19 protein-coding genes are annotated in these 20,526 nt (G+C 71.3%); 10 read left to right on the forward strand and 9 right to left on the reverse strand.

Annotation, left to right across the window (positions count from 1 at the left end; genetic code table 11):
* Positions 1-7 precede the first annotated feature (7 nt).
* Positions 8-1,273 (reverse strand): TerD family protein, encoded by a 1,266-nt coding sequence (locus GIS00_RS12480; RefSeq protein WP_154768780.1) that lies wholly within the window; start codon positions 1,271-1,273, stop codon positions 8-10.
* Positions 1,274-1,504: 231 nt separating this feature from the next.
* Between GIS00_RS12480 and GIS00_RS12485 the strand changes: the two genes are divergently transcribed.
* Positions 1,505-2,515, forward strand: coding sequence for an aldo/keto reductase family protein (locus GIS00_RS12485; protein ID WP_154768781.1), 1,011 nt, complete (start codon positions 1,505-1,507; stop codon positions 2,513-2,515).
* 662 nt (positions 2,516-3,177) lie between these two features.
* On the opposite strand, the gene GIS00_RS12490 is transcribed toward GIS00_RS12485, so the two are convergent.
* Positions 3,178-3,963 (reverse strand): ABC transporter permease, encoded by a 786-nt coding sequence (locus GIS00_RS12490; RefSeq protein ID WP_154768782.1) that lies wholly within the window; start codon positions 3,961-3,963, stop codon positions 3,178-3,180.
* Between the two features lie 37 nt (positions 3,964-4,000).
* The gene (locus GIS00_RS12495; RefSeq protein WP_154768783.1) at positions 4,001-4,894 is read right to left on the reverse strand and encodes an ABC transporter ATP-binding protein; all 894 of its coding nucleotides are present in this window, start codon (positions 4,892-4,894) and stop codon (positions 4,001-4,003) included.
* 143 nt (positions 4,895-5,037) lie between these two features.
* On the opposite strand from GIS00_RS12495, the gene GIS00_RS12500 reads away from it, so the two are divergent.
* The 4 genes from GIS00_RS12500 to GIS00_RS12515 are packed head-to-tail and all read left to right on the forward strand — an operon-like array spanning position 5,038 to position 8,101.
* The gene (locus GIS00_RS12500; RefSeq protein ID WP_154768784.1) at positions 5,038-6,249 is read left to right on the forward strand and encodes a sensor histidine kinase; all 1,212 of its coding nucleotides are present in this window, start codon (positions 5,038-5,040) and stop codon (positions 6,247-6,249) included.
* A gap of 38 nt (positions 6,250-6,287) precedes the next feature.
* Positions 6,288-6,890: a response regulator gene (locus tag GIS00_RS12505; RefSeq protein ID WP_154769269.1), complete on the forward strand. Its 603-nt coding sequence runs from the start codon at positions 6,288-6,290 to the stop codon at positions 6,888-6,890.
* 45 nt (positions 6,891-6,935) lie between these two features.
* The gene (locus GIS00_RS12510) at positions 6,936-7,442 is read left to right on the forward strand and encodes a SigE family RNA polymerase sigma factor (RefSeq protein ID WP_196073252.1); all 507 of its coding nucleotides are present in this window, start codon (positions 6,936-6,938) and stop codon (positions 7,440-7,442) included.
* Positions 7,439-8,101, forward strand: coding sequence for a hypothetical protein (locus tag GIS00_RS12515; protein WP_154768786.1), 663 nt, complete (start codon positions 7,439-7,441; stop codon positions 8,099-8,101). The genes GIS00_RS12510 and GIS00_RS12515 overlap by 4 nt, the downstream gene beginning before the upstream one ends.
* A 5-nt stretch (positions 8,102-8,106) precedes the next feature.
* Here the strand turns inward: GIS00_RS12515 and GIS00_RS12520 are convergent, their stop codons facing one another.
* Positions 8,107-8,475: a universal stress protein gene (locus tag GIS00_RS12520; RefSeq protein WP_154768787.1), complete on the reverse strand. Its 369-nt coding sequence runs from the start codon at positions 8,473-8,475 to the stop codon at positions 8,107-8,109.
* A 31-nt stretch (positions 8,476-8,506) separates the two neighbouring features.
* Positions 8,507-9,922 (reverse strand): sugar porter family MFS transporter, encoded by a 1,416-nt coding sequence (locus tag GIS00_RS12525; protein ID WP_407666865.1) that lies wholly within the window; start codon positions 9,920-9,922, stop codon positions 8,507-8,509.
* Between the two features lie 209 nt (positions 9,923-10,131).
* Here GIS00_RS12525 and GIS00_RS12530 point away from each other — a divergent pair, with 209 nt between their 5' ends.
* The 4 genes from GIS00_RS12530 to GIS00_RS12545 all read left to right on the forward strand — a co-directional run bounded on the left by GIS00_RS12530 (position 10,132) and on the right by GIS00_RS12545 (position 15,174).
* Positions 10,132-11,115 carry an acyl-CoA dehydrogenase family protein gene (locus GIS00_RS12530; RefSeq protein WP_154768788.1) on the forward strand — a complete coding sequence of 328 codons (984 nt, stop codon included), beginning with the start codon at positions 10,132-10,134 and terminating at the stop codon, positions 11,113-11,115.
* 644 nt (positions 11,116-11,759) lie between these two features.
* Positions 11,760-12,284 (forward strand): RNA polymerase sigma factor, encoded by a 525-nt coding sequence (locus tag GIS00_RS12535; protein WP_154768789.1) that lies wholly within the window; start codon positions 11,760-11,762, stop codon positions 12,282-12,284.
* Positions 12,271-13,920: a hypothetical protein gene (locus tag GIS00_RS12540; protein ID WP_154768790.1), complete on the forward strand. Its 1,650-nt coding sequence runs from the start codon at positions 12,271-12,273 to the stop codon at positions 13,918-13,920. The genes GIS00_RS12535 and GIS00_RS12540 overlap by 14 nt, the downstream gene beginning before the upstream one ends.
* Before the next feature lie 192 nt (positions 13,921-14,112).
* Positions 14,113-15,174, forward strand: coding sequence for a TetR/AcrR family transcriptional regulator (locus GIS00_RS12545; RefSeq protein WP_230313523.1), 1,062 nt, complete (start codon positions 14,113-14,115; stop codon positions 15,172-15,174).
* A 24-nt stretch (positions 15,175-15,198) separates the two neighbouring features.
* On the opposite strand, the gene GIS00_RS12550 is transcribed toward GIS00_RS12545, so the two are convergent.
* Positions 15,199-16,545: an MFS transporter gene (locus tag GIS00_RS12550; protein WP_154768792.1), complete on the reverse strand. Its 1,347-nt coding sequence runs from the start codon at positions 16,543-16,545 to the stop codon at positions 15,199-15,201.
* Between the two features lie 90 nt (positions 16,546-16,635).
* Between GIS00_RS12550 and GIS00_RS12555 the strand changes: the two genes are divergently transcribed.
* Positions 16,636-17,121, forward strand: a complete 486-nt coding sequence (locus GIS00_RS12555; protein ID WP_154768793.1) for a winged helix-turn-helix transcriptional regulator — start codon at positions 16,636-16,638, stop codon at positions 17,119-17,121.
* 13 nt (positions 17,122-17,134) lie between these two features.
* On the opposite strand, the gene GIS00_RS12560 is transcribed toward GIS00_RS12555, so the two are convergent.
* The 3 genes from GIS00_RS12560 to GIS00_RS12570 form a co-directional block, all read right to left on the reverse strand.
* Positions 17,135-18,784, reverse strand: a complete 1,650-nt coding sequence (locus tag GIS00_RS12560; RefSeq protein WP_322097902.1) for an FAD-dependent monooxygenase — start codon at positions 18,782-18,784, stop codon at positions 17,135-17,137.
* Positions 18,785-18,986: 202 nt separating this feature from the next.
* The gene (locus GIS00_RS12565; protein WP_154768794.1) at positions 18,987-19,457 is read right to left on the reverse strand and encodes an NUDIX domain-containing protein; all 471 of its coding nucleotides are present in this window, start codon (positions 19,455-19,457) and stop codon (positions 18,987-18,989) included.
* Positions 19,454-20,512: a cation diffusion facilitator family transporter gene (locus GIS00_RS12570; RefSeq protein WP_322097903.1), complete on the reverse strand. Its 1,059-nt coding sequence runs from the start codon at positions 20,510-20,512 to the stop codon at positions 19,454-19,456. Before GIS00_RS12570 ends, GIS00_RS12565 begins: the two co-directional genes overlap by 4 nt.
* Between the last annotated feature and the right edge of the window lie 14 nt (positions 20,513-20,526).

Genomic DNA, 20,526 nt, shown 5'->3' on the forward strand with positions numbered 1-20,526 from the left:
TGTCTCGTCAGGCGACCGGGATGTGCGGGACCGCCAGCTTGGCCGCCTTGTTCGGCAGCCGGGCGCTGATCCCCTGACCGACCGCCTGCATGCGCCAGCCCGACGGGCCGCGGACCAGGAACGCCATCACCATCGCGGTGGTCGGCGTGCGCTCGTCGAGTTCGAAGCGGACCAGCTCACTGCCGTCGGTGTCGTCCACGAGCCGGCAGAACGCCCGGGCGATCTTCGAGAACGCCTGCCCCTGGAACGATGTCACCACGAACCCGACCGAGCTGACCTGCGCGGGCACTCGGTCCAGGTCGACCGAGATGATCTCGTCATCGCCCTCGCCGTGGCCGGTCAGGTTGTCGCCGGAGTGGGTGATCGAGCCGTCGTCGCTGCGCAGGTGCGTGAACGCGACGATGTCGACCTTGCTCGTGCCCTGGTACAGCACCGCCGAGGCGTCCAGGTCGATCGATCCGCGGCCGTTGATCGGGTCCCAGCCCAGGCACATCCGCACCCGGGTGAGCGGCCGCCCGTCCTCCTTCCGCAGCTCGACCTTCTGCCCCTTGGTCAGCCGGACCGGTGCGCCCTTCTTCAGCAGCAGGGTGCCGGGCGGTGTGGCGGGGCCGGTCGCCGTCGAGCCGGTCGTTGTCGGGCCGGCCGGGGCGGCGGGTGACCACGGGGGTGCCGACGCCGGCGGGGAGGGCGTCGACGTCGGGGAGGGCTGCGCGCGGGGTGGTGGCGTCGAGGGTGGTGGCGTCGAGGGTGGTGCCGTGGCCGGACCCGCCGCAGGCTCGTCGTCGACGCTGACCCCGTGGTCCCGGACCAGGGCGGCGAAACCACCGGCGTACCCCTGGCCGACGGCCCGGACCTTCCAGGCGTCGCCGCGCCGGTAGATCTCCAGCGCGATGACGATGGACTCGGCGGCCAGCCCGGTCAGCTCGAACTCGACCAGCGGCGCACCGCCCGCGTCGTGCAGCCGGGCGACCGGCGCTGCGATTCCGCCGAACCGGGATCCGCTGTCGGCCAGGGTCAGCACGGTGCGGACCTGGGTGATGTCGGACGGGACCGCGGCCGGGTCGACGGTGATCCGCCAGCTGCCGGCGACCTGCTCGCACCGCACACCGGGACCGTCGGGTTGGTTGTAGAAGACGAAATCCGCGTCACTGCGCACCTTTCCGGCGTCGGTGACCAGCAAGGCGAACAGGTCGGCCGGGGCGGCGCACTGCACGGTGACCGACACCCGACCCTCGGGCAGCGGTGCGTTCTGGCCCTTGGACAGGGTCGTCATGCTCGTCCTTCTCGCCGGTGACAACTCGGGCGGTGCGGTTGCCGTCGACGCTAATGGACGCCCGGTCCGTGTGCGGGGGTTCGCGCGCGACGGCTCGGGTCGCCTCGCCTCGTCCGGCCCGTCACAGCCCGGCGCCTCGCAGTCCCGCCCTCGCGGGCCGGCACCTCGCGGCCCGGCCTCGCACTGCCGGTCCGAGCTGCCGGTCCCGGCCGCCGTGTCTATGGTCGGATCATGGAATTCCGCTACCTCGGCCGGTCCGGACTGAAGATCTCGGCGATCACCTACGGCAACTGGATCACCCACGGCTCGCAGGTGGAGGCCGACGTGGCCACCGCCTGCGTGAAGGCCGCGCTGGACGCCGGCATCAGCAGCTTCGACACCGCCGACGTCTACGCGAACGGCGCTGCCGAGGAGGTCCTCGGCCGGGCGCTGGCCGGTGAGCGGCGGGAGTCGCTGGAGATCTTCACCAAGGTCTACTGGCCGGTGGGACCCAAGGGGCACAACGACACCGGGCTGAGCCGCAAGCACATCATGGAGGGGATCGACGGTTCGCTGCGCCGGCTCGGACTCGACCACGTCGATCTCTACCAGGCGCACCGCTACGACGTGGAGACGCCGCTGGAGGAGACGATCCGGGCGTTCGCGGACGTGGTCCGGGCGGGCAAGGCGCTCTACATCGGGGTCTCCGAATGGACCGCCGACCAGCTGCGCGCCGGGCAGCACCTGGCGAAGGAGGCCGGGATCAGCCTGATCTCCAACCAGCCGCAGTACTCGGCGCTGTGGCGGGTGATCGAGGAGAAGGTCATCCCGACGTCGCAGGAGCTCGGGATCAGCCAGATCGTCTTCTCCCCGGTGGCGCAGGGTGTGCTGTCCGGCAAGTACCTGCCGGGTGCCGCGCTGCCGGCCGGCTCGCGGGCGACGGACAGCAAGGGCGGGGCGAACTTCATCCGCGACCATCTGAACGACGAGAAGATGACCGCGGTGCAGCGGCTGGTGCCGATCGCCGAGGAGGCCGGCCTGACCCTGCCGCAGCTCGCGGTGGCCTGGGTGCTGCAGAACTCCAACGTCGCCTCGGCGATCATCGGGGCGTCCCGGCCGGAGCAGGTGGCGGAGAACGTGAAGGCCGTCGGCGTCAACCTCTCCCTCGACACCCTCACCGCCATCGACGACCTCCTCGAGGACGTGGCCGTCCGCGACCACACCCGCACCGCCGCCGACGCCCCGCACACCCGCCCCGCCTGATCCGCAGACGTTCCAGCTGGAACGCCTCCGATTGGTGATCCGGGACCGTTTCCCGCGTGTCAGACGGGAAACGGTCCCGGATTGGCGGCGGGGGAACGTTCCAGCTGGAACATGCCGGTGCCAGACGGGAAACGGTCCCCGATCAGTGGCGTGGGCGTTCCAGCTGGAACATGCCCGGGTGGCCGGCCCGAGGGAGTTGGCTTCCCGGTCCCTTCAACGACACTGAGTGTGGTTGTAGGGACACCGATGGCGAGATCCGGTTGCAGGAACCGCTTCCCGGCCCCGCAGCCACATCCACCCGGCCGGCGAACTGCATCCGGCCCCGTCCTCCCATCTGCGCGCGTTCACCCGGCGCACCCACCGACGACCCACAGGATCTGCTGACTTCCCGGTCCCTTCAACGACACTCACTGTCGGCGAACGGACCAGGAATGCGGAACCGCCACCCATCCCTCCTCTTTGCGCAGTTCACCCGGCGCACCCACCGACGACCCACAGGATCTGCTGACTTCCCTTTCCCTTCAACGACACTCACTGTGGCTGAGGGGACCGCGAGTCCGGACCCGCCGCACTGCAACCGCTACCCATCCGCCACCCGGGAATACCACCGCCGCCGACGTTCCAGCTGGAACGTCGGCGGCGGCGCGCACCCAGGGATCGAGCTACTTCACCTCGCGGCGCATGCTGCGGACCACGCCGGCGGTGATGGGCAGCACGACCCAGAGCAGGACCGACACGACGGTCGGGCCGAGGTCGACCCACGGGTTGCCGGAGGAGAGCCGGTCGTAGGTCTGGAAGACGTTGAGCCACTTGGCGTTCTCGCCGAGCAGCTGGTCGGAGAGGATCAGCACCACGGTCGGCGCCATGAAGTAGGTGACGACCGCGACGGCGGTCTGCGCGACGAGGGCACCGAAGCCCAGCGCCATGGTCACCTGCAGCACGGTCAGGATCGCCATCGAGCGGAGACTGTCGCCGAAGCCGGTCATGTCGGCGGTCCCGCCGCTGATCATCGCGTCGATGTAGACGGCGGCGACGGCCAGCCCGATGACCACCACGAACACCGCCATCGCCAGCGCCACCGACGCGACGAACTTCGCCAGCAGCACCCGGCCACGGCGCGGGCTGAGGGTGAAGGTGGTGAGCGCCGTGCGCTGGCTCCACTCGGAGGTGATGCCGAGCAGGCCGATGACCGGGATCAGCATCCCGGCGAACTGCATGACGCCGGAGAACCGCATCCAGGACGACGAGCCGTCGCGGACGACCAGCCAGCCGAGGATGCCGATCACCAGCAGGAAGGTGACGCCGAGAACGGCGACGCCGCTGCGGGTGTCGACCATCTTGCGGAGCTCGACGGTGAGCAGGCGGGAGAAGCGCTGCGGGCGGACGGGGGCGTCCGGCAGCCGGTGCTGGGCGAGCGTGGTGCCCGGCGCGGGGGTGAGGGTGGTCATGACGAGGAATTCCTTCCGGGAAGCGAGGGGGTCGGGATCAGGCGGCGACGGGGACGGCGGCCTGGTCGCCGGTCAGGGTGAAGAACAGGTCCTCCAGCGCGGCCCGGCCCTCGCGGAGCTCCACGATCACCTGGCCGGACGCCAGTGCGACGCGGCCGACCTGCTCCGGTGAACCGTCGACGGCGAGGGTGCCGTCGGGCTGCGGGGTGGCGGTCAACCCGGCACCGGTGAGCGCGGCGAGCAGCCCGGCCGGTTCCAGCCCGCGGACGATCGCCCCCTGCCCGACGAGCAGCTCGTCGAGCGCACCCTGCGCCACGATCCGGCCGTGACCGATCATCACCAGCCGGTCGACGGTGGCCTGCACCTCGCCGAGCAGGTGCGAGGACAGCAGCACCGTGCCGCCGCGGTCGGCGAAGTCGCGGAGCAGCCCGCGCATCCAGCGGATGCCCTCGGGGTCCATGCCGTTGGCCGGTTCGTCCAGTACCAGCAGCGCCGGGTCGCCCATCAGCGCGGTGGCGATGCCGAGCCGCTGCCGCATGCCGAGCGAGTAGTTGCCGACCCGGCGCTTGCCGGCGCCGGACAGGCCGACCAGCTCCAGCATCTCGTCGGCCCGGGTCCGCGGCAGGTCCAGCAGGCTGGCGGCCACCTTCAGGGTCTCCCGGCCGGTGCGGCCCGGGTGCTGCGCGGCGGCGTCCAGCATGACGCCGACGGACCGCCCGGGATTGGGCAGCTCGGTGTAGTGCCGGCCGTCGATGGTCACCGTGCCGGAGGTCGGCGGGGTGAGCCCGGTCAGCATCCGCAGGGTGGTCGACTTGCCGGCGCCGTTCGGCCCGAGGAAGCCGGTGACGGTGCCCGGCCGGCACTCGAAGCTCACGTCGTCGACGGCGGTGTAGTTGCCGTAGCGCTTGGTCAGGTGGGTCGCTGTGATCATGCCGAGGACTCTGCCGATCGACCCCGGGCCAGCACATCCGCCGCCGGTCGCCCTTGCCCTACGACGAAAGTCGTAGGGGTCACCCCCCGGGCAGCGACCTCCGGCCGATCGAACCGCCGCGGTCCCCGCCCTACGCTGGTCGGATGGACGACGCCCGGACCCGCTGGTGGGTCCGCGCCTGGTCGAAGGTCAGCGGACCCCGCGGCCGCGACATCTTCGTCGTCACCGTCTCCGCGATCTCCACCCTGCTGCAGACGCTGGCCCTGCTCGACATCGGGCGGCTCGGCGGCGGCTGGGCGATGGCGGCGGTGATCCTCACCAGCAATGCGATCGCGACCGTCGCCCTCTGGTGGCGGCGCCGGTTCCCGCTGTTGGTGACCTCGGTCGCCGCGGCCACCGCCCTGCTGGGCACCGCGTTCGTCCCGCTCGGACTGGGTCTGATGACGATCGCGGTGCAGCGGCGGGACCGGGTGCTCGTCGTCTACTCGGCGATCGCCGCGCTGGCCTTCTCCACGGACGGGCTGTGGCGCAGCGGTTGGCAGCCGCAGCAGCTGGTCGGCGGGGCGGTCGCGGCCACCATGTGCGCGCTGTTCGGCGCCTATGTCGGTGTCCGGCGGGACCTGCTCGCCTCGCTGCGGGAGCGGGCCGACCGGGCCGAGCGGGAGCGGGAGCTGCGGGCCGAGCAGGCCCGGGTCTCCGAGCGGGCCCGGATCGCCCGGGAGATGCACGACGTGCTGGCGCACAAGGTCTCGCTGATCGCACTGCAGGCCGGTGCCCTCGAGGTGAACCCGGACCGGCCACCGGAGAAGATCGAGGAGACGGCCGGGCTGATCCGGTCCACCGCCCGGGCGACGCTGGAGGACCTTCGCGGCGTGCTGGGTGTGCTCCGGTCGGACGCCGACTCCGACGCCCCGCTCGCCCCGCAGCCGGGCATTGCCGACCTCGAGCAGCTGGTCGGCCAGTCCCGCGCGGCCGGGGTCCAGGTGGACCTCGAACTCGGGCTCGATCCTGCGGAGCTGACGGTCTCGGACACGCTGGGCCGCACGGTCTACCGGGTGGTCCAGGAGGCGCTGACCAACGTGCACAAGCACGCCCGCGGTGCCCGTACGCGCGTGGTGGTCACCCTCGACGGCGACCGGATCCGCATCGAGGTGACCAACGCCCGGCCGGTGGCGTCCGGCAGCCTGCTTCCAGGGTCCGGTGCCGGGCTCACCGGGCTCCGCGAGCGGGTGGAACTGGCCGGCGGCACCCTGGACGCCGGGCCGGCGGGGAACGGTGGCTGGCGGGTCACGGCGCTGCTGCCCGTTCCGGCCGCCGACCGTGCCACCATCAGCGGGTGGCCGTCCGCATCCTGATCGTCGACGACGACGCCCTGGTCCGTGCCGGCCTGACGATGATCGTCGAGTCCGCCGACGACCTCGAGGTGGTCGCCGAGGTCGGCGACGGTGCGGATGCCGTCGGCGCCGTGCAGGCGCACCGTCCCGACCTGGTGCTGATGGACATCCGGATGCCGCGGATGGACGGGCTGGCCGCCACCGCCGCGGTGCGGGCCCTGCCGGATCCGCCGAAGGTCATCGTGCTGACCACCTTCGACCTCGACGACTACGTGTTCCGCGCACTGCAGGCCGGCGCCGCCGGGTTCCTGCTCAAGGACACCCCGCCGAAGGACCTGATCGCCGGGATCCGGGTGGTCGCCGCCGGCGAGGCCATGCTCTCCCCCGGTGTCACCCGCACCCTGATCCAGCACTTCGCCGACGACTCCCGGTCCGACCGGCAGCACGCCGCCGCCGCCCGACTGACCGGCCTCACCGACCGCGAGACCGAGGTGCTGGTGCAGCTCGGCCACGGGATGTCGAACGCCGAGATCGGGCGCACCCTGTTCATGTCCGAGGCCACGGTGAAGACGCACGTGTCCCGGCTGCTGGACAAGGTGCAGGCCGGCAACCGGGTGCAGCTGGCGATCGTCGCGCACGAGGCCGGGCTGCTGGAGAAGTAGGACGGCGGTCTGCACAGGATCGCCGCCCACCGCGTTGGAGGTGATGTGCCGGAGTTCGAGCAGTTCGTCGCGGAGCGGGGCCACGGGTGGCAGCGTTACGCCCGCGCGCTCACCGGCAACGACGTCGCCGCCCAGGACCTGGTGCAGTCCGTGCTGCTCAAGGCCTACCGGCAGTGGCGGCGGATCACCGCGATGGAGTTCCCGGACGCCTACGTCCGGCGGATGCTGACCAGCACCTTCCTGGACGGCAAGCGGCGGCGCAGCGACTCCGAAGTGCTGCTGGCCGAGCTTCCCGAACCGGGTCCGGCTGCGCCCGATCCGGCGATCCGGGTGACCGACCGCGATTCGCTGCGCCGGGCACTGGCCACGCTCAGCGACCGGCAGCGCGCGGTCGTCGTCCTCCGCTACCTCGAGGACCTGCCGGATGCCGAGATCGCCGCCGAGCTCGGCTGTTCCGAGGCGACCGTCCGCAGTCACGCCGCCCAGGGCCGGGCCCGTTTCCGGGACGCGCTGCTGGCTCTCGACCACGACCGCACCGAGGAGTCCCTGTGAGTCCTGTGAACGACGACGAGATCGACCGGCTGCTCCGCACCGCGGTGCTGGATGCGGCCGATGCGGAATCGCCTGTCCCCCGGCCGGTGTCGCTGCTGCCTGTGGTCGACGGCGGGCGGCCGGCGGGTAGGCGACGGCGGGCCTGGTGGCTCGCGCCACTGGGCGTGGCCGCCGCGGTGGCCCTGGCCGTCGGCATCACCATGCTGGTCCGGCCGGCCTCGGCACCGGTCGGCACCTCGGAGCCGCTGTCGGCCTGCGCGCCGGTGCCGTCCCGGGTTCTTCCCGAGTGGGCCCGCGGCGGGTTCTCCGATCCGGAACCCGAGATGCCCTACGTGCTCGGCGATGCCGGCAACATAGTGGCCATCCTCTTCGTCGACCCGATGATCGCGCCGACCCCGGACGGATCCGGGAACAAGATCCTCTGGGTCCCGCACACCGGCGCGACACCCGGTGCGGACCTGCGCATCACCGGCACCCTGGAGGGGGCGGTCGCCGGGTCGGCCGGATCGACGATGTCCGCCGTGGTCGCCGGCGGCCCGGGACCGTCAGGGATCGAGGCGCCGCGAGCCGGATGCTGGCTGCTGCAACTCGCCTGGGGCGACACCACCGACTCCATGGCGCTGCGTTGGTACCCGCCGGACACCCCGGCGAGCCGCTGAAACGGTCAGCCGGGGTGGTGCTCGGACACCGGTAGTTTGACCGCCAGCACCGGGACCGGCGACTCCATCAGCAGTCTCGAGCTGATCGACCCGATGAAGGCCTTGCCGACCCGACTCCGCCGGCGCACCCCGATGACCAGCCGGTCGACGGTGCGGCCGGCGATCTCGTCGAGCACGGCGTCCACCGGATCCCGATCGGCCGGGCCGCTGCGCTCGACCACCGTCGCCCCGGCCGGCACCGTCCGCCGGTCCAGCGGTTTCAGCGCCAGGTTCAGGATCACCAGATCGGTGCCCAGCATCTCCGCCTCCTGCGCAGCGGCCACGAGAGCGGCTGTCCCTTCGGCACTGTCGGGCACCGCAACCAGAACCGACATGTTCCCTCCTCCTGACGTGTGATCGCTGGGGTCAGCTGTGCTTGCTCGAGAACTGCTCCTCGAACTCCTCGAGCGAGAGTCCCCGCGTCTCCGGGACGGTGGTGGCGATGAAGATCAGCGCCAGCACGCCGAGCCCGCAGAAGACGAAGAACGTCGGCGCGATGCCGAGCGCCTCCACGACCGGCGGGAAGCCCAGCGCGACAACGGCATTCGCCAGCCAGAGGGCGAAGACGCAGACACCCATCGCGAAGGAGCGGATCTTCAGCGGGAACATCTCGGCCAGCAGCAGCCAGACCAGCGGTCCGATGGTGCCCTGCATGGAGAAGACGAAACACACGACGAAGACCAGGATGGTGTAGGCCTTCGCGGTGCCGTCCGGTAGCAGGAGTGCCGAGAGCCCCACCAACAGATGGAATGTCGTGGTGAGCGAGAACCCGATCAGCAGCAGCTTCCGCCGGTCGATCTTGTTCATCACGATGATGCCGACGGTAATGCCCAGCACGCTGAACAGGCCGTTGAGGGTGTTCGCGATGATCGCGCCGTTGCTCGAGAACCCGGAGTCCTGCAGGAGTTGCGTGCCGTAGTACATGATCGAGTTGATCCCGGTCAGCTGCTGGAACACGCCCAACCCGATGCCGACCAGCACCAGCCGGCGGATCCACTTCACCCCGAGGTCCGACCAGCCGCCGGTGCGCGCCTCGACCTCCTCCTCGGCCAGCGCGGTCACCTCCGCCATCTCGGCCTCGGCGCGTTCGGGCGAGCGGACCTGGCGGAGCACCTGCAGCGCCTCGTCCGTCCGACCCTGGGAGACCAGCCATCTCGGACTCTCCGGCATCCGCAGCATGCCGATGAACAACACGATCGCCGGCAGCACCGCGACCAGCAACATGTAGCGCCAGACGTCGGTGTTCTCGCCCCAGACGTTGAAGATGACTGCGTTGATCACGAACGCCGCGAACTGGCCGGAGACGATCATGACCTCGTTGCGGGTGACCAGACTGCCGCGCCGCTCGGACGGCGACACCTCCGCCAGGTACACCGGCACCGTCGCCGACGCGCCGCCGACGGCCAGGCCCAGGATGAACCGGAAGACCGCCAGCAGTTCCCAGTTCGGCGAGAGGACGCAGCCGACGGTGCCGAGCACGAAGACGATCGCCAGCAGCAGGATGTTGTGCCGGCGACCGTAGCGGTCGGAGAGCCGGCCACCGATGAGGGCGCCGAACGCGGCACCGACGATGAGGATGCTGACCACGATGCCCTCGGTGGTCGAGGTGAGGGCCAGGTCGGCCTTCATCGGCTCCAGCGCGCCGTTGATGACGCCGGTGTCGTAACCGAAGAGCAGGCCGCCGAAGGTGACGACGACCGCGATCAGGCCGAGCCGTTTGGAGTGGGATCCCTTCACGTCCGGCGGCAGCTCGCCGCCGGCCGTTCTTCGTGCGGCACTGATTCCCTGCGGTCCACTCACGTGCGCGTCCTCCTCGTCGCGGGCACTGCTCGCCGGCAGCGGCGTGACCTGCACCGACGGGCGACTCGCACCGCATCCGCCAGAGGTTGTCACGACAGAATGTCTGAACAAACTCACAGGCAGTATGCCTCACGGTCGGGCAACCGAAACCTGGCCCGTGCGTCCAGGCGGGTTTTCGCTACGGTCGGGTCATGGCGATCCGGGAGGTGCTGCGCGAGCGGGCGCACGCACTCGCGCACGACCTCCTCTTCCCCTCCGCAGCCGCCGTCGACGCTGCCGACCGCCTCCCGGACGAGCACTGGTCGGCCCTGGCCGGGGCCGGTCTGCTGGCCCTGGCCGCGGATTCCGACGACCTTGGTCCGGAGTCGTTCGCACTCGCCGGCGACGTACTGGCGAGCCTGGCCGGCGGCTGCCTGTCGACCGGGTTCCTGTGGATCCAGCACGAGGGCACGGCGATGGCGGTGGCCCGGTCATCGTTACGGGATCGGTACCTGCCGGGGCTCGTCGACGGCTCGGTGCGGTCCGGGATCGCGCTCGGCGGCCTGCGTCCCGGTCCGGACCAACTGCGCGTTCGCGCGGTCGACGGTGGGTTCGTGCTCGACGGCTCGGTGCCCTGGGTGTCCGGCTGGGGCATGCTCGACGTTCTGCAGGTCGCGGCGGTGTGCGGGGACGAGGTCGTCTTCCTGCTCATCGACGCGGTCCCGTCGGACGGGCTGACAGGCACGCTGTTGTCGTTGGTCGCGGCGCAGGCCTCCCGGACGGTGACCCTGCACTGTGCCGGGCTGTTCGTCCCGGGCGATCGTGAACTGGCCCGGATGCCGCTGGACGACTGGAACGAGATGCAGCGCTGGGGGTCGCCGCTCAACGGGTTCCTGGCGCTGGGTGTGGCCGGGCGCTGCGCGCTGCTGCTGGGTGATGAGGCCGGGGACCTGCCCGACGCGATCGTCCGAACCCGAGCCGACCTGCTCGCCGCCGACCCGCCCGCGGTCCCGGCCGCCCGGGCCGCGGCCTCGGTGCTGGCCGACCGGGCAGCGGCGAGGTTGGCAGTGCGCACCGGTGCGGCGTCGGTGCTCCGCGGGTCCGACGCCGAGCGCCTGCGGCGGGAAGCCGGGTTCCTCCTGGTCTTCGCCTCCCGCCCCCTCATCCGCGCCGAGACAATGGACCGACTGGGCTGAGGTCGGGCGTTCCAGCTGGAACGCGCCGGGACGGTTCGACGTCGGGGTCGGGTGGCGGGGGTCGAGGCGTTCCAGTTGGAACATCCGGACCGGTCCCCATCGATCTGTTGCCACCAGCCTCGCCCGGCGTGGCCCACCGCACCGGATCGGAATCTGGACGGTGGTCGGAGCAGTGCTGGGCGTTCCAGCTGCAACATCCCGACCGGTCCCCATCGATCCGTTGCCACCAGCCTCGCCCGACGTGGCCCACCGCACCGGATCTGGATCGAAACAGTCTCCGGAGCCGGGGCAACTGATACGGACGTACCAGCTGGAACATCCGGAGGGTTCCTGACCCTGGCGAGGCGGTAGGCGCCGGGCTCACGACGTTCCAGCTGGAACATCCGGACGGGCCCATCCGATCCGTTGCCACCAGCCTCGCCCGACGTGGTGCACCGCACCGGATCGGAATCTGGACTGTGGTCGGAGCAGTGCTGGACGTTCCAGCTGGAACGTCGCGGGGAGATCTCTGACCCTGCGGCGTTCCAGCTGGAACGTCCGGCGGCAGCATCCGATCCTGCACCCGTGCAACAGAACGGGGCCGTCGACCCGTCAGGGATGCAGACCGCCGACCGGCGGTCGTCGGGGGATGGACGGGAGGGCCGGTGGACGATCTCGCCGGCCTGGTCGACCGGCACGGGCTGATGCTGCTGCGCGTCGCCTACCAACTGACCGGCGACCGCGACTCCGCCCAGGACCTGGTGCAGGAGGTGCTGCTCAGCATGATCACCCGCACCCGTACGGGCATCTCGAATCCTGCGGGCTACCTGCGCCGGGCCGTGGTCAACGCCCACATCGACCGGCACCGCTTGCGGTCGAGCAGTGAGGTGCTGCTCGCCGAGCCGGAGGCCGATGGCGGCACCGCAGCCCCTGCGGCCGCCACGGGCGGAGATGAGTTCGCCGACACGGTGGCCGATCGCGACCGGCTCTGGCGCGCGCTCGGCACCCTCGATCCGCGCAGCCGCACCGTGCTGGTGCTGCGCCACTACCTGGATCTGCCCGACGACGAGATCGCCCAGACCCTCGGCTGCAGTCGGAGCACCGTGCGCAGCATCGCCGCCAGGGCGATCCACAAGCTCCGATCAACTGCCGCGACCGAACCGGAGGAGGCCGACCGTGGACGAGCCTGACCTGCATCCGGACCTGATCGCCCGGACCATGTCCGAGCACGACTCCGACCTCGGCGCCGCCGACCTCGCGACGCTCCGCCGCACGGTGGTGGGCAGTCGTGCCGCACGCCGGCGCCGGCTGCTGACCCCGCTGCTCGCCGCGGCCGCGGTGACGGTGCTGCTTGCCGGCGGGTTGACCCTCCTGCTCAGCACCCGGTCCGACGGACCCGCGACCTCGCCGCCGAGCACCACCGCAACTACTGATCCCACGCCAGGGAGCACGTCCGCAACGTCGTCACCATTGCCCGTGATGTTGCAGAAGGTGTCCGACGCGTGCGGCCATCCGCTCGACCGACTGCCGACGTCGGCGGGACAGGGCATTCGGGCGACGGTGTCGGAAGAAGGCGCGGGCTATTCGACGGTGACCTTGCTCAACGACGCCATGACGACCGTCAGCCAAGTGGGGTGGGAGTCTGCGATCCTGGGTCTCGTCGATCGCTCCGGCACGGTGATCGGCTACTCCACCAGCACGCTCGACTACGGGGCCACACCGGCTGACCTCCTGCCCGGAAAGTCGCTGGAGGCATTGCTGTACCCCGCCGCATCCACGGCGTGCGGCCTGACAACTCCGGCCCCGCCGGGCAGCTACACGGTCTTCCCCTTCGTGAAGATCAACGGGGTGCTGTACGCCGGGACGGCGTTCCCGGCATTGCTCGACGGCGCCGGCGCCATCAGCTTCGGCAAACTGGGGCTCAGCGGGAGCAATGGTGCCTGCGGTCTCGCGGCAGCGGACCTGCCCGCTCTCGGCGCAGCCGGGATCGCCGCCTCGGTCAACCCCGGAGCCGGCGGGCGACCGGAAGTGCAGTTGATGAACCTGGCCGAGCCGTCCGCGGCCGTGGTGGTGTCGGTCGGCGCGGGGATCGTCCTCCTCGACGGGAGCGGGACCGTGGTGGCCAGATCATCCGGCCGGACACCGGGCGACCCTGAGGTGCGCCTCGACACCAGCCGGTCGGTGGTCCTGGAGACATCTGCCGATCTCTCTGATCTCGACTGGTGCTCGCCCAAGAACGGGAGCGCAGATCGCATCGACGAGTCTTGGCGGATCGCCGGTGTCGTCGGCACCGGGCTCGGCGTGAAGTTCACCGATCGCGCACCGTTCGGCCTTGCAGGGGGATCGATCTACACAGGCGAGCCGGCAGCGGCCGCCTGTGGACGGTCGGTCGCGTCATGGCCCACCCTCATCGGTGTCGGCGTCCAGTCCGAAGTGGTCGGCGTCGTCCAACATGTGCTGCAGTACTCCCTGTTCAACCGGTCCGCGGTCACCGTCCCCGGTGTCATCGGCAGCTCCACATCGGTCGCTGTGCTGGACACGTCAGGAACCGTGGTCGCCGTGCTGACAGGTACGCCCGTCGTCGGCGAGCCGGGCACCGATCTGCCGCGCGGTGGCTACCGGGTACTCGGTTCCGTCAGGACGACCGGGGTGACGCTGTGCGGTTCTGCGGACCTCGTGCCGGTGGGCACCTACCGGGTGGTCGGCCTGGTCCAGGCGGCCGGAGCGGATCGGACCACCGTCGTCACCGGGGCAACCGTGACCGCCCCCGGATCGGTGACCTTCGACATCATCGAGATGGTGCCGGCAGCCGGCCCCGGTGGGTGAACGACAGCCGTTCTCTGCCCTCCGGCGGTATCACCGACCGCCCGCCTGCCCTCTCCAGAACCGTGACCATCGGGATGTCTCAACCATCGGGACCACACCATCGAAATGGTGGCGGCATCCCGATGATGGAAGTACGGTCCGCAGAACGGGGAAACGGGCAGCACACGGTTAGGGGGATCGTCGATGACACGCATGAGCAGGGGTGAGACCCAGCAGCGCACCCGGGCCCGAGTGTTGTCCGCCGCACGCAGCGAGTTCGTCGAGCACGGTTTCCGGTCGGCCCGGATCGACTCCATCGCCGACCGGGCCGAGATGACGCGCGGCGCTGTCTACTCGAACTTCCCCGGCAAGCTGGCCCTGTACTTCTCCGTTCTCGCCGCCGACGCCGCGGCCGAACCCCTCCCGCTCCCGCCCGCCGTGGTCTCGGGACTGGACGACGCGCTCGGCCGGATCGCCCGCGGCCACCTCGCACGACTCCCGCTGGCCGTCGACGAGCGCCGGTCCCCCGACTTCCTGGGCGGCGACCTGCTGCCCGAGGTGGCGGACGACAACGGCGCCCGGGCCGCGATGAGCCAGCTCGTCGGCCTGCAGGCGATCGTGCTCGGCATCGCGTTCGAGTCGCTGCACGGCCGGCGGGTGACCCGGCAGCGCATGGTGCGGGTGGCCGAGGCGCTGCTCACCGTCTTCGCCGGCGCCCGCCAACTGGCCCACTCCGCGCCCGGCGCGGTGGACGCCATCCGGCTCGCCGAGGTGTGCGGCCGGCTGGAGATGGATCCCGACGATCGTTGGGACCCACCGCATCTCCCGTTCGTCGAGCCGGCGGAACGGGTCGACGACGAGTGGGTCACGCCGGTCGGGCTGGACCTGCTGCGGCGGTCGGTGGCCCGGCCCGGCACCGATGGTCTGGTCGCCGTGCTCGGCACCGCACGGCTGGCCGCGATCGAGGAGGCGCTGCGATCGACCGGCGCCCTGGAGCCGGTGCTGCTGGTGGTGGTCAGCTCCGAGCCGGCCGAGCTGATCCCGCTGGTCGAGCTGCAGATCGCCGAACTGGCACGGTATCTCGCGGACGGTGTGCCTGCCCGCTACTGGCCGCCGATGCGGATCGTCACCGACCGGACCGGGCAGCTGGCGGCGTCCTGCGGGATCGTCGAGGTGAACGAGCGCACCGAGGCGGCGGTGCGGATCCAGGACCGCCGGATCGTCGCCCGGGCCGCCGGTCCCGGCGCCTGCCACGCAGCGGCCATCGCCCGCTGAGTTCCCGCCGAGAGCTATTCGGAGTCAGGCGGTCTCGGGCGTCCCGCCGGACCGCGAGGTCCCGGACACCCCGGTCGGCAGCCGGCGGATCTGGAAGGAGACCAGCGCCGCCACCAGACACATCCCGGCCGCTCCGAACCAGGCGATCGTGTAGGCACCGGTCTGGTCGCGCAGAAACCCGGCCGCCACCGACATCGCGGCCGCGCCCAACTGGTGCGAGGCGAACACCCAGCCGAAGACGATGGTCCCGTTCTCGCCGAACGCCTGCCGGCACAGCGCGACGGTCGGCGGCACCGTGGCCACCCAGTCCAGCCCGTAGACGATGACGAACGCGATCACGCTGGGATGCACCGAGTCGCTGAGCATCCCGGGCAGCATCACCAGCCCGACACCCCGGAGGCCGTAGTAGACGGCGAGCAGCACGCGCGGGTTGAAGCGGTCGGTGAGGTACCCCGAGGCGATGGTGCCGACGATGTCGAAGACGCCGACCACCGCGAGCAGGCCGGCGGCGGTCACCTCGCCCATCCCGTGGTCGTGCGCGGCCGGGATGAAATGGGTGCCGATCAGGCCGTTCGTCGTCGCCCCGCAGATCGCGAAACCGGCCACCAGCGCCCAGAACGTGCGGTGGTGCGACGCCTCGCGCAGCACCCGGATGGCCCGCATCGCGGAGCCCTTCTGCCGCGTCGGCGGCACCACGATCTCGTCGGCCGGGGCACCGTAGGGAGTCACCTGCCGGTCGGCGGGGTGGTTGTGCAGGAACAGCAGCACCAGCGGCACCACCGCCAGGGCGGCGATCGCGATGATGATCGAGGCGGTGCGCCAGCCGCTGCTCTGCGTCGCGGCCGCGATGATCGGCAGGAAGATCAGCTGACCGGTCGCCGACCCGGCGGTCAGCACGCCGGTGACCAGACCGCGTCGCTTCACGAACCACCGGCCGGCGATCGTCGCGGCGAAAACCAGTGCCATGGAACCTGTCCCGAGGCCGATCAGGACACCCCACAGCAACACCAACTGCCAGCTGGCGGTGACGAACACCGCGAAGCCACTGCCGGCGGCGATCACCACCAGCGCGACCGAGACCACCTGCTTGATGCCGAACCGGTCCATCAGCGCCGCGGCGAACGGCGCGGTGAGGCCGAACAGCACCAGGTTGATGCCGACCGCCAGCGACAGCACCCCGCGGGACCAGCCGAACTCCTCCTGCAGCGGCACCATGAGCACGCTCGGCGCCGCACGGAAGCCGGCGGCACCGAGCAACGCGATGAAAGCGACTGCAGCGACCAGGATCCCGGGATGCACACGCCGCCGCCGGGGCGCCGGTGCGACGGGATCCACCAACAGGTCGGCGGGCGGGGTCTCGCGAGAGGTCATCGCACGGCCCTTCGATCGGGATGCTTCGGGTTGCCGGGCGCGAGCATGCCACCTAAACTGTCTTCAAGCAAGCCAGAAAGTGAGGTCCACATGCCGCTGCGTTCCGACTGGTCCGAGGACCGGTGCCCGATCGCCCGGTCGCTGGACATCGTCGGCGACCCGTGGGTGCTGCTGATCCTGCGCCAGGCGCTGTCCGGTGTGCGCCGGTTCGACGACTTCCGCACCCAGATCGGCGTCGCCGACACCGTTCTCTCCCGGCGGCTGCGCGGCATGGTCGACGCCGGACTGCTGCGCCGCTCGCCCTACCTCGACGGCAATCGCACCCGGCAGGAGTACCTGCTCACCGAGGCCGGCGCGGACCTGTTGCCGGTACTCAACCAGCTCACGCTGTGGGGCGAGAAGCACCGCCCGCACACTGATCCCGGCGTGCACATGACCATCGTGCACGTCGGCTGCGGCGCCGTCAGCGACACCGCCGAGGTCTGCTCGTCCTGCGGTCAGGAGCTCACCCCGGACCAGGTCCGCTGGCGCAAGACCTGGCGCGAGGGGGACCTGCAGCTCGTCGGTCCCGGCTGATCCGGCGGGACCGTCAGCGGCGGGGCACACCGACCGTGAGCAGCAGGTGGTGCGCCACCGCCTCGTCCGCGATGCCCGCCGACCGGAAGGACAGGTACCCGTCGGGCCGGATCAGCACCGTCGCCGGTTCCGGCCCGAAGCCGTAGTTGGCGGCCAGATGTCCGTGCACGTCGGCGATCTCGCGACCGGCCGCGAGCGGGCGGGTCGGATCCGAGCCGCCGATCGTCCCGGGCCGCACCACGTAGGTGCGGACGTTCTCGATCGAGACGTCCTGTGCCGCATCAGCGGTCGCCGCGTCGGGCGCCCAGAGCAGCAGCACATGGCCGGTGCCGCGCAGGAACTCGTGCCAGCGGAGCGGTCCGGCGACGCCGTCCTGCTCGAGTCCGGTCGCGTCCGGCGCCCGGTCCCCGGGCAGCGGGCCCGTACCGTCCTCCGCAACACCGCCGTCCACAGCAGCGTTGAGCGGGGAGTCCGGGTAGCCGACCAGCAGCTGGGCCTCCCGCAGGATGATGGTGTCCCGGCCGCCACCACCGGTCTCGATGCCGCCACCGCGAGCCGCCCGCACGGTCCGGCCGACCACCTCCTCGCCCACGGGATGCCGTTCGGCGTGGTAGCTGTCGAGCAGCCCGGGCGCGCCGTGACCGCTCACCGCCTGGGCGAGCTTCCAACCAAGGTTGTACGCGTCCTGCAGGCCGGTGTTCATGCCCTGGGCACCGGTCGGCGGATGGATGTGCGCGGCGTCGCCGGCGATGAAGGCCCGCCCGACCGAGTAGCGGTCGGCGAGGCGGTGGCTGATCCGGAACACCGACGACCAGCGCAGCCGGCCGGCGGTCACCGGCACCGGGGACAACCGGTCCAGCACCTCCTGGATGTGGTGCAGCTCCGGCTCCCGCCCGCCGGTGAAGCCATGGGTGATGCCGTCGGCACCGGTCGAACCCTGCGGCGCGAGCTCCGGCGGCACCAGCATCGACATCCGGTAGCGCTTGCGGCCGGGCAGCGGGATGGCGACCAGCAGGTCGTCGACCGCACCGTCGCCGGTCGTCCGGCTCGACCTGACCGCGTACCCCTGGGGCAGGTCCCAGTCGACCTCGACGTCGCCGAGCATGTAGGACTCCGGGAAGGCGTCGCCCTCGAACCCGATGCCCAGCGTCTTCCGGACGATGCTGTGCGCACCGTCCGCGCCGACGAGATACTCCGCCCGGACCGTCTTCTCGCCCGCGGGCGTCTGCAGCACGGCGGTGACACCGGCATCGTCCTGGGTGAACGAGAGGAGCCGGACCTCCCGCTGCAGCCGCCCACCGAGCCGCTCCAGATGCTCCTCGAGCACCCGCTCGGTCTCGTACTGCGGCAGCGCGGCGAACCGGTACGGCACCTGGTCGGGCACCTCGATGTCGATCTGGCCGACCAGCGCGCCGTCCTTGTAGACCTGCTGACCGCGCATCACGGTGCCGGCGTCCAGGGCCGACCGGACGATGCCGATCTGGTCGAGGATCTCCAGCGTGCGCGGCTGCACGCCGATGGCCTTGGCCCACAGCGGTCGCGCGGCCAGTGCATCGACGATCAGCACGTCGACCCCGCGCCGGCGCAGCTCGACCGCCGCCATCAGACCGATCGGTCCACCTCCGGCGACCAGGACCTGGGTCTGGGTGGGCAGGGTCGTCACAGGAACCTCCGGATGGGATGCACACGGGCACGATCACGAGCGGTCACACCGGCGGAGGCCGCACAGGCGTCCGGACCAGTGCGAACCGGACAGAACGGTGTTCTCCGCACCTGTAGTGGATGCTAACGGCCGAGTGGCGGGGCTGCAGGGGCGGCCTCCCGTGTGACGGGCGGGGATGATCCAGTTGGAACGTCCCCCGCGCCTACGGCGTACCGAGCAGTGCAGCCAGCCGCTCGAGGAAAGGACGCTGCCCGGCCAGGATCTTGACCGCGGCGGCATCCAGGTCGAACCACTCGGCGCGGTCGACCTCGGGCACCCGGATGGTCCGTCCCGAGCGGGGCGGCCATTCGAGCTCGATCTCGTTCGACACCACCGTCGCCGGGTCCAGGTCTGCCTCCCGTGCCCAGCACAGCACCGTCTTGGCCGACGACTGGCGGACGCTGCCGAGGTCCAGGTCGGGACCGACCCCGTCGGGCAGGGACCCCGTCTCCTCGGCGAACTCGCGCAGTGCCGCGGCGTGCGGCTCCTCCTCGCCCGGCACGAACTCGCCCTTCGGCACCGACCAGGCGCCATCGTCCTTGCGCGCCCAGAACGGCCCGCCGGGATGGGCCAGCAACACCTCGACCTTTCCTGCACCGCGCCGGAACAGCAGCAGTCCCGCGCTCGTCCTCATTGCTGCACCCCCCGCTCCTCCGGCGGTGCCGGATCAGTGCGCGCCACCAGCGACGGCTCGTCCGGCGCCGACAGGCTCAGCGTGGCGGCCACGATCACCGGCGACTCGCAGATCCGCGCCTCCAGCGCCCGCAGCCGGACGGCGGTCCGGTGCTCGACGTCGTCGCCTGCCAGGTCGACGTCGGCCACCAGGTACATCCGCCGCGGACCGACCACCTCCAGCCGCAGCGCGGTCACCCGGTCCACCTCGGGCATCCGGAGCAGCGCCGCGATGGTCGCCGACCGCACCCGTGGATCGGCCTCCTGACCGACCAGGAACCGGCGGTTCCGGTTGATCAGCACGATCGCGACCACGCCGAGCATCACACCCAGCAGGATCGAGGCGATCGCGTCCGGCGTGCTGGACCCGGTCAGCTGGTGGGCAAGCAGGCCGGCGGCGGCGATGACCAGGCCGATGAGCGCGGCGGCGTCCTCGGCGAAGACCGCGCGCAAGGTCGGGTCCGAGGTCACCATCACATGTTCGAGCAGGTCGCGGTCCATCCCGGCGGCCTCCCGCCGGGCCTGCCGGACCGATTGCAGGAAGCTGATGCCCTCCAGCACGAAGGCGACCGCCAGCACCAGGTAGCCGAGCAGGAAGTGCTCGGCCGGCTCCGGGCTGCGCAACTCGTTGATGCCGTGGGTGATGCTCACCGCCGATCCCGCGGCGAACAGACCGAGCGCCGCGAACAGCGCCCAGACGTAGGCCTCCCGGCCGTAGCCCAGCGGCTGGCGTTCGTCCGGCGCTTTGCGCGCGCGGCGCTCGGCGATGAGCAGGAAGACCTCGTTGCCGGTGTCGGCCCAGGAGTGCGCGGCCTCGGCCAGCAGCGACGCGGACCCGGTGATGCCGGCGACGATCGACTTCGCGATCGCCACCAGCAGGTTCGCGGTGAAGGCGACCACGACGGTGACGAAGCTCTGCGGGGTTTCCCCGTTCCCGTCCGGTCGCGCGGTGCCCGGCCGTTCGTAGCCCGGTTCGTGCAGGGCGTCGAGGTCGGCGGGGGCGGTCGGGACCGTCACCGTGCGATCGGTGG

It is taken from the genome of Nakamurella alba, assembly GCF_009707545.1.
Taxonomy (GTDB): domain Bacteria; phylum Actinomycetota; class Actinomycetes; order Mycobacteriales; family Nakamurellaceae; genus Nakamurella; species Nakamurella alba.

Bases quoted from the DNA above. Each gene is read 5' to 3' on its own strand.
- GIS00_RS12480 (WP_154768780.1), bottom strand. From the start codon at position 1,273: ATGACGACCCTGTCCAAGGGCCAGAACGCACCGCTGCCCGAGGGTCGG.
- GIS00_RS12485 (WP_154768781.1), top strand. From the start codon at position 1,505: ATGGAATTCCGCTACCTCGGCCGGTCCGGACTGAAGATCTCGGCGATC.
- GIS00_RS12490 (WP_154768782.1), bottom strand. From the start codon at position 3,963: ATGACCACCCTCACCCCCGCGCCGGGCACCACGCTCGCCCAGCACCGG.
- GIS00_RS12495 (WP_154768783.1), bottom strand. From the start codon at position 4,894: ATGATCACAGCGACCCACCTGACCAAGCGCTACGGCAACTACACCGCC.
- GIS00_RS12500 (WP_154768784.1), top strand. From the start codon at position 5,038: ATGGACGACGCCCGGACCCGCTGGTGGGTCCGCGCCTGGTCGAAGGTC.
- GIS00_RS12505 (WP_154769269.1), top strand. From the start codon at position 6,288: ATGATCGTCGAGTCCGCCGACGACCTCGAGGTGGTCGCCGAGGTCGGC.
- GIS00_RS12520 (WP_154768787.1), bottom strand. From the start codon at position 8,475: ATGTCGGTTCTGGTTGCGGTGCCCGACAGTGCCGAAGGGACAGCCGCT.
- GIS00_RS12530 (WP_154768788.1), top strand. From the start codon at position 10,132: ATGGCGATCCGGGAGGTGCTGCGCGAGCGGGCGCACGCACTCGCGCAC.
- GIS00_RS12545 (WP_230313523.1), top strand. From the start codon at position 14,113: ATGAGCAGGGGTGAGACCCAGCAGCGCACCCGGGCCCGAGTGTTGTCC.
- GIS00_RS12550 (WP_154768792.1), bottom strand. From the start codon at position 16,545: ATGACCTCTCGCGAGACCCCGCCCGCCGACCTGTTGGTGGATCCCGTC.
- GIS00_RS12555 (WP_154768793.1), top strand. From the start codon at position 16,636: ATGCCGCTGCGTTCCGACTGGTCCGAGGACCGGTGCCCGATCGCCCGG.
- GIS00_RS12565 (WP_154768794.1), bottom strand. From the start codon at position 19,457: ATGAGGACGAGCGCGGGACTGCTGCTGTTCCGGCGCGGTGCAGGAAAG.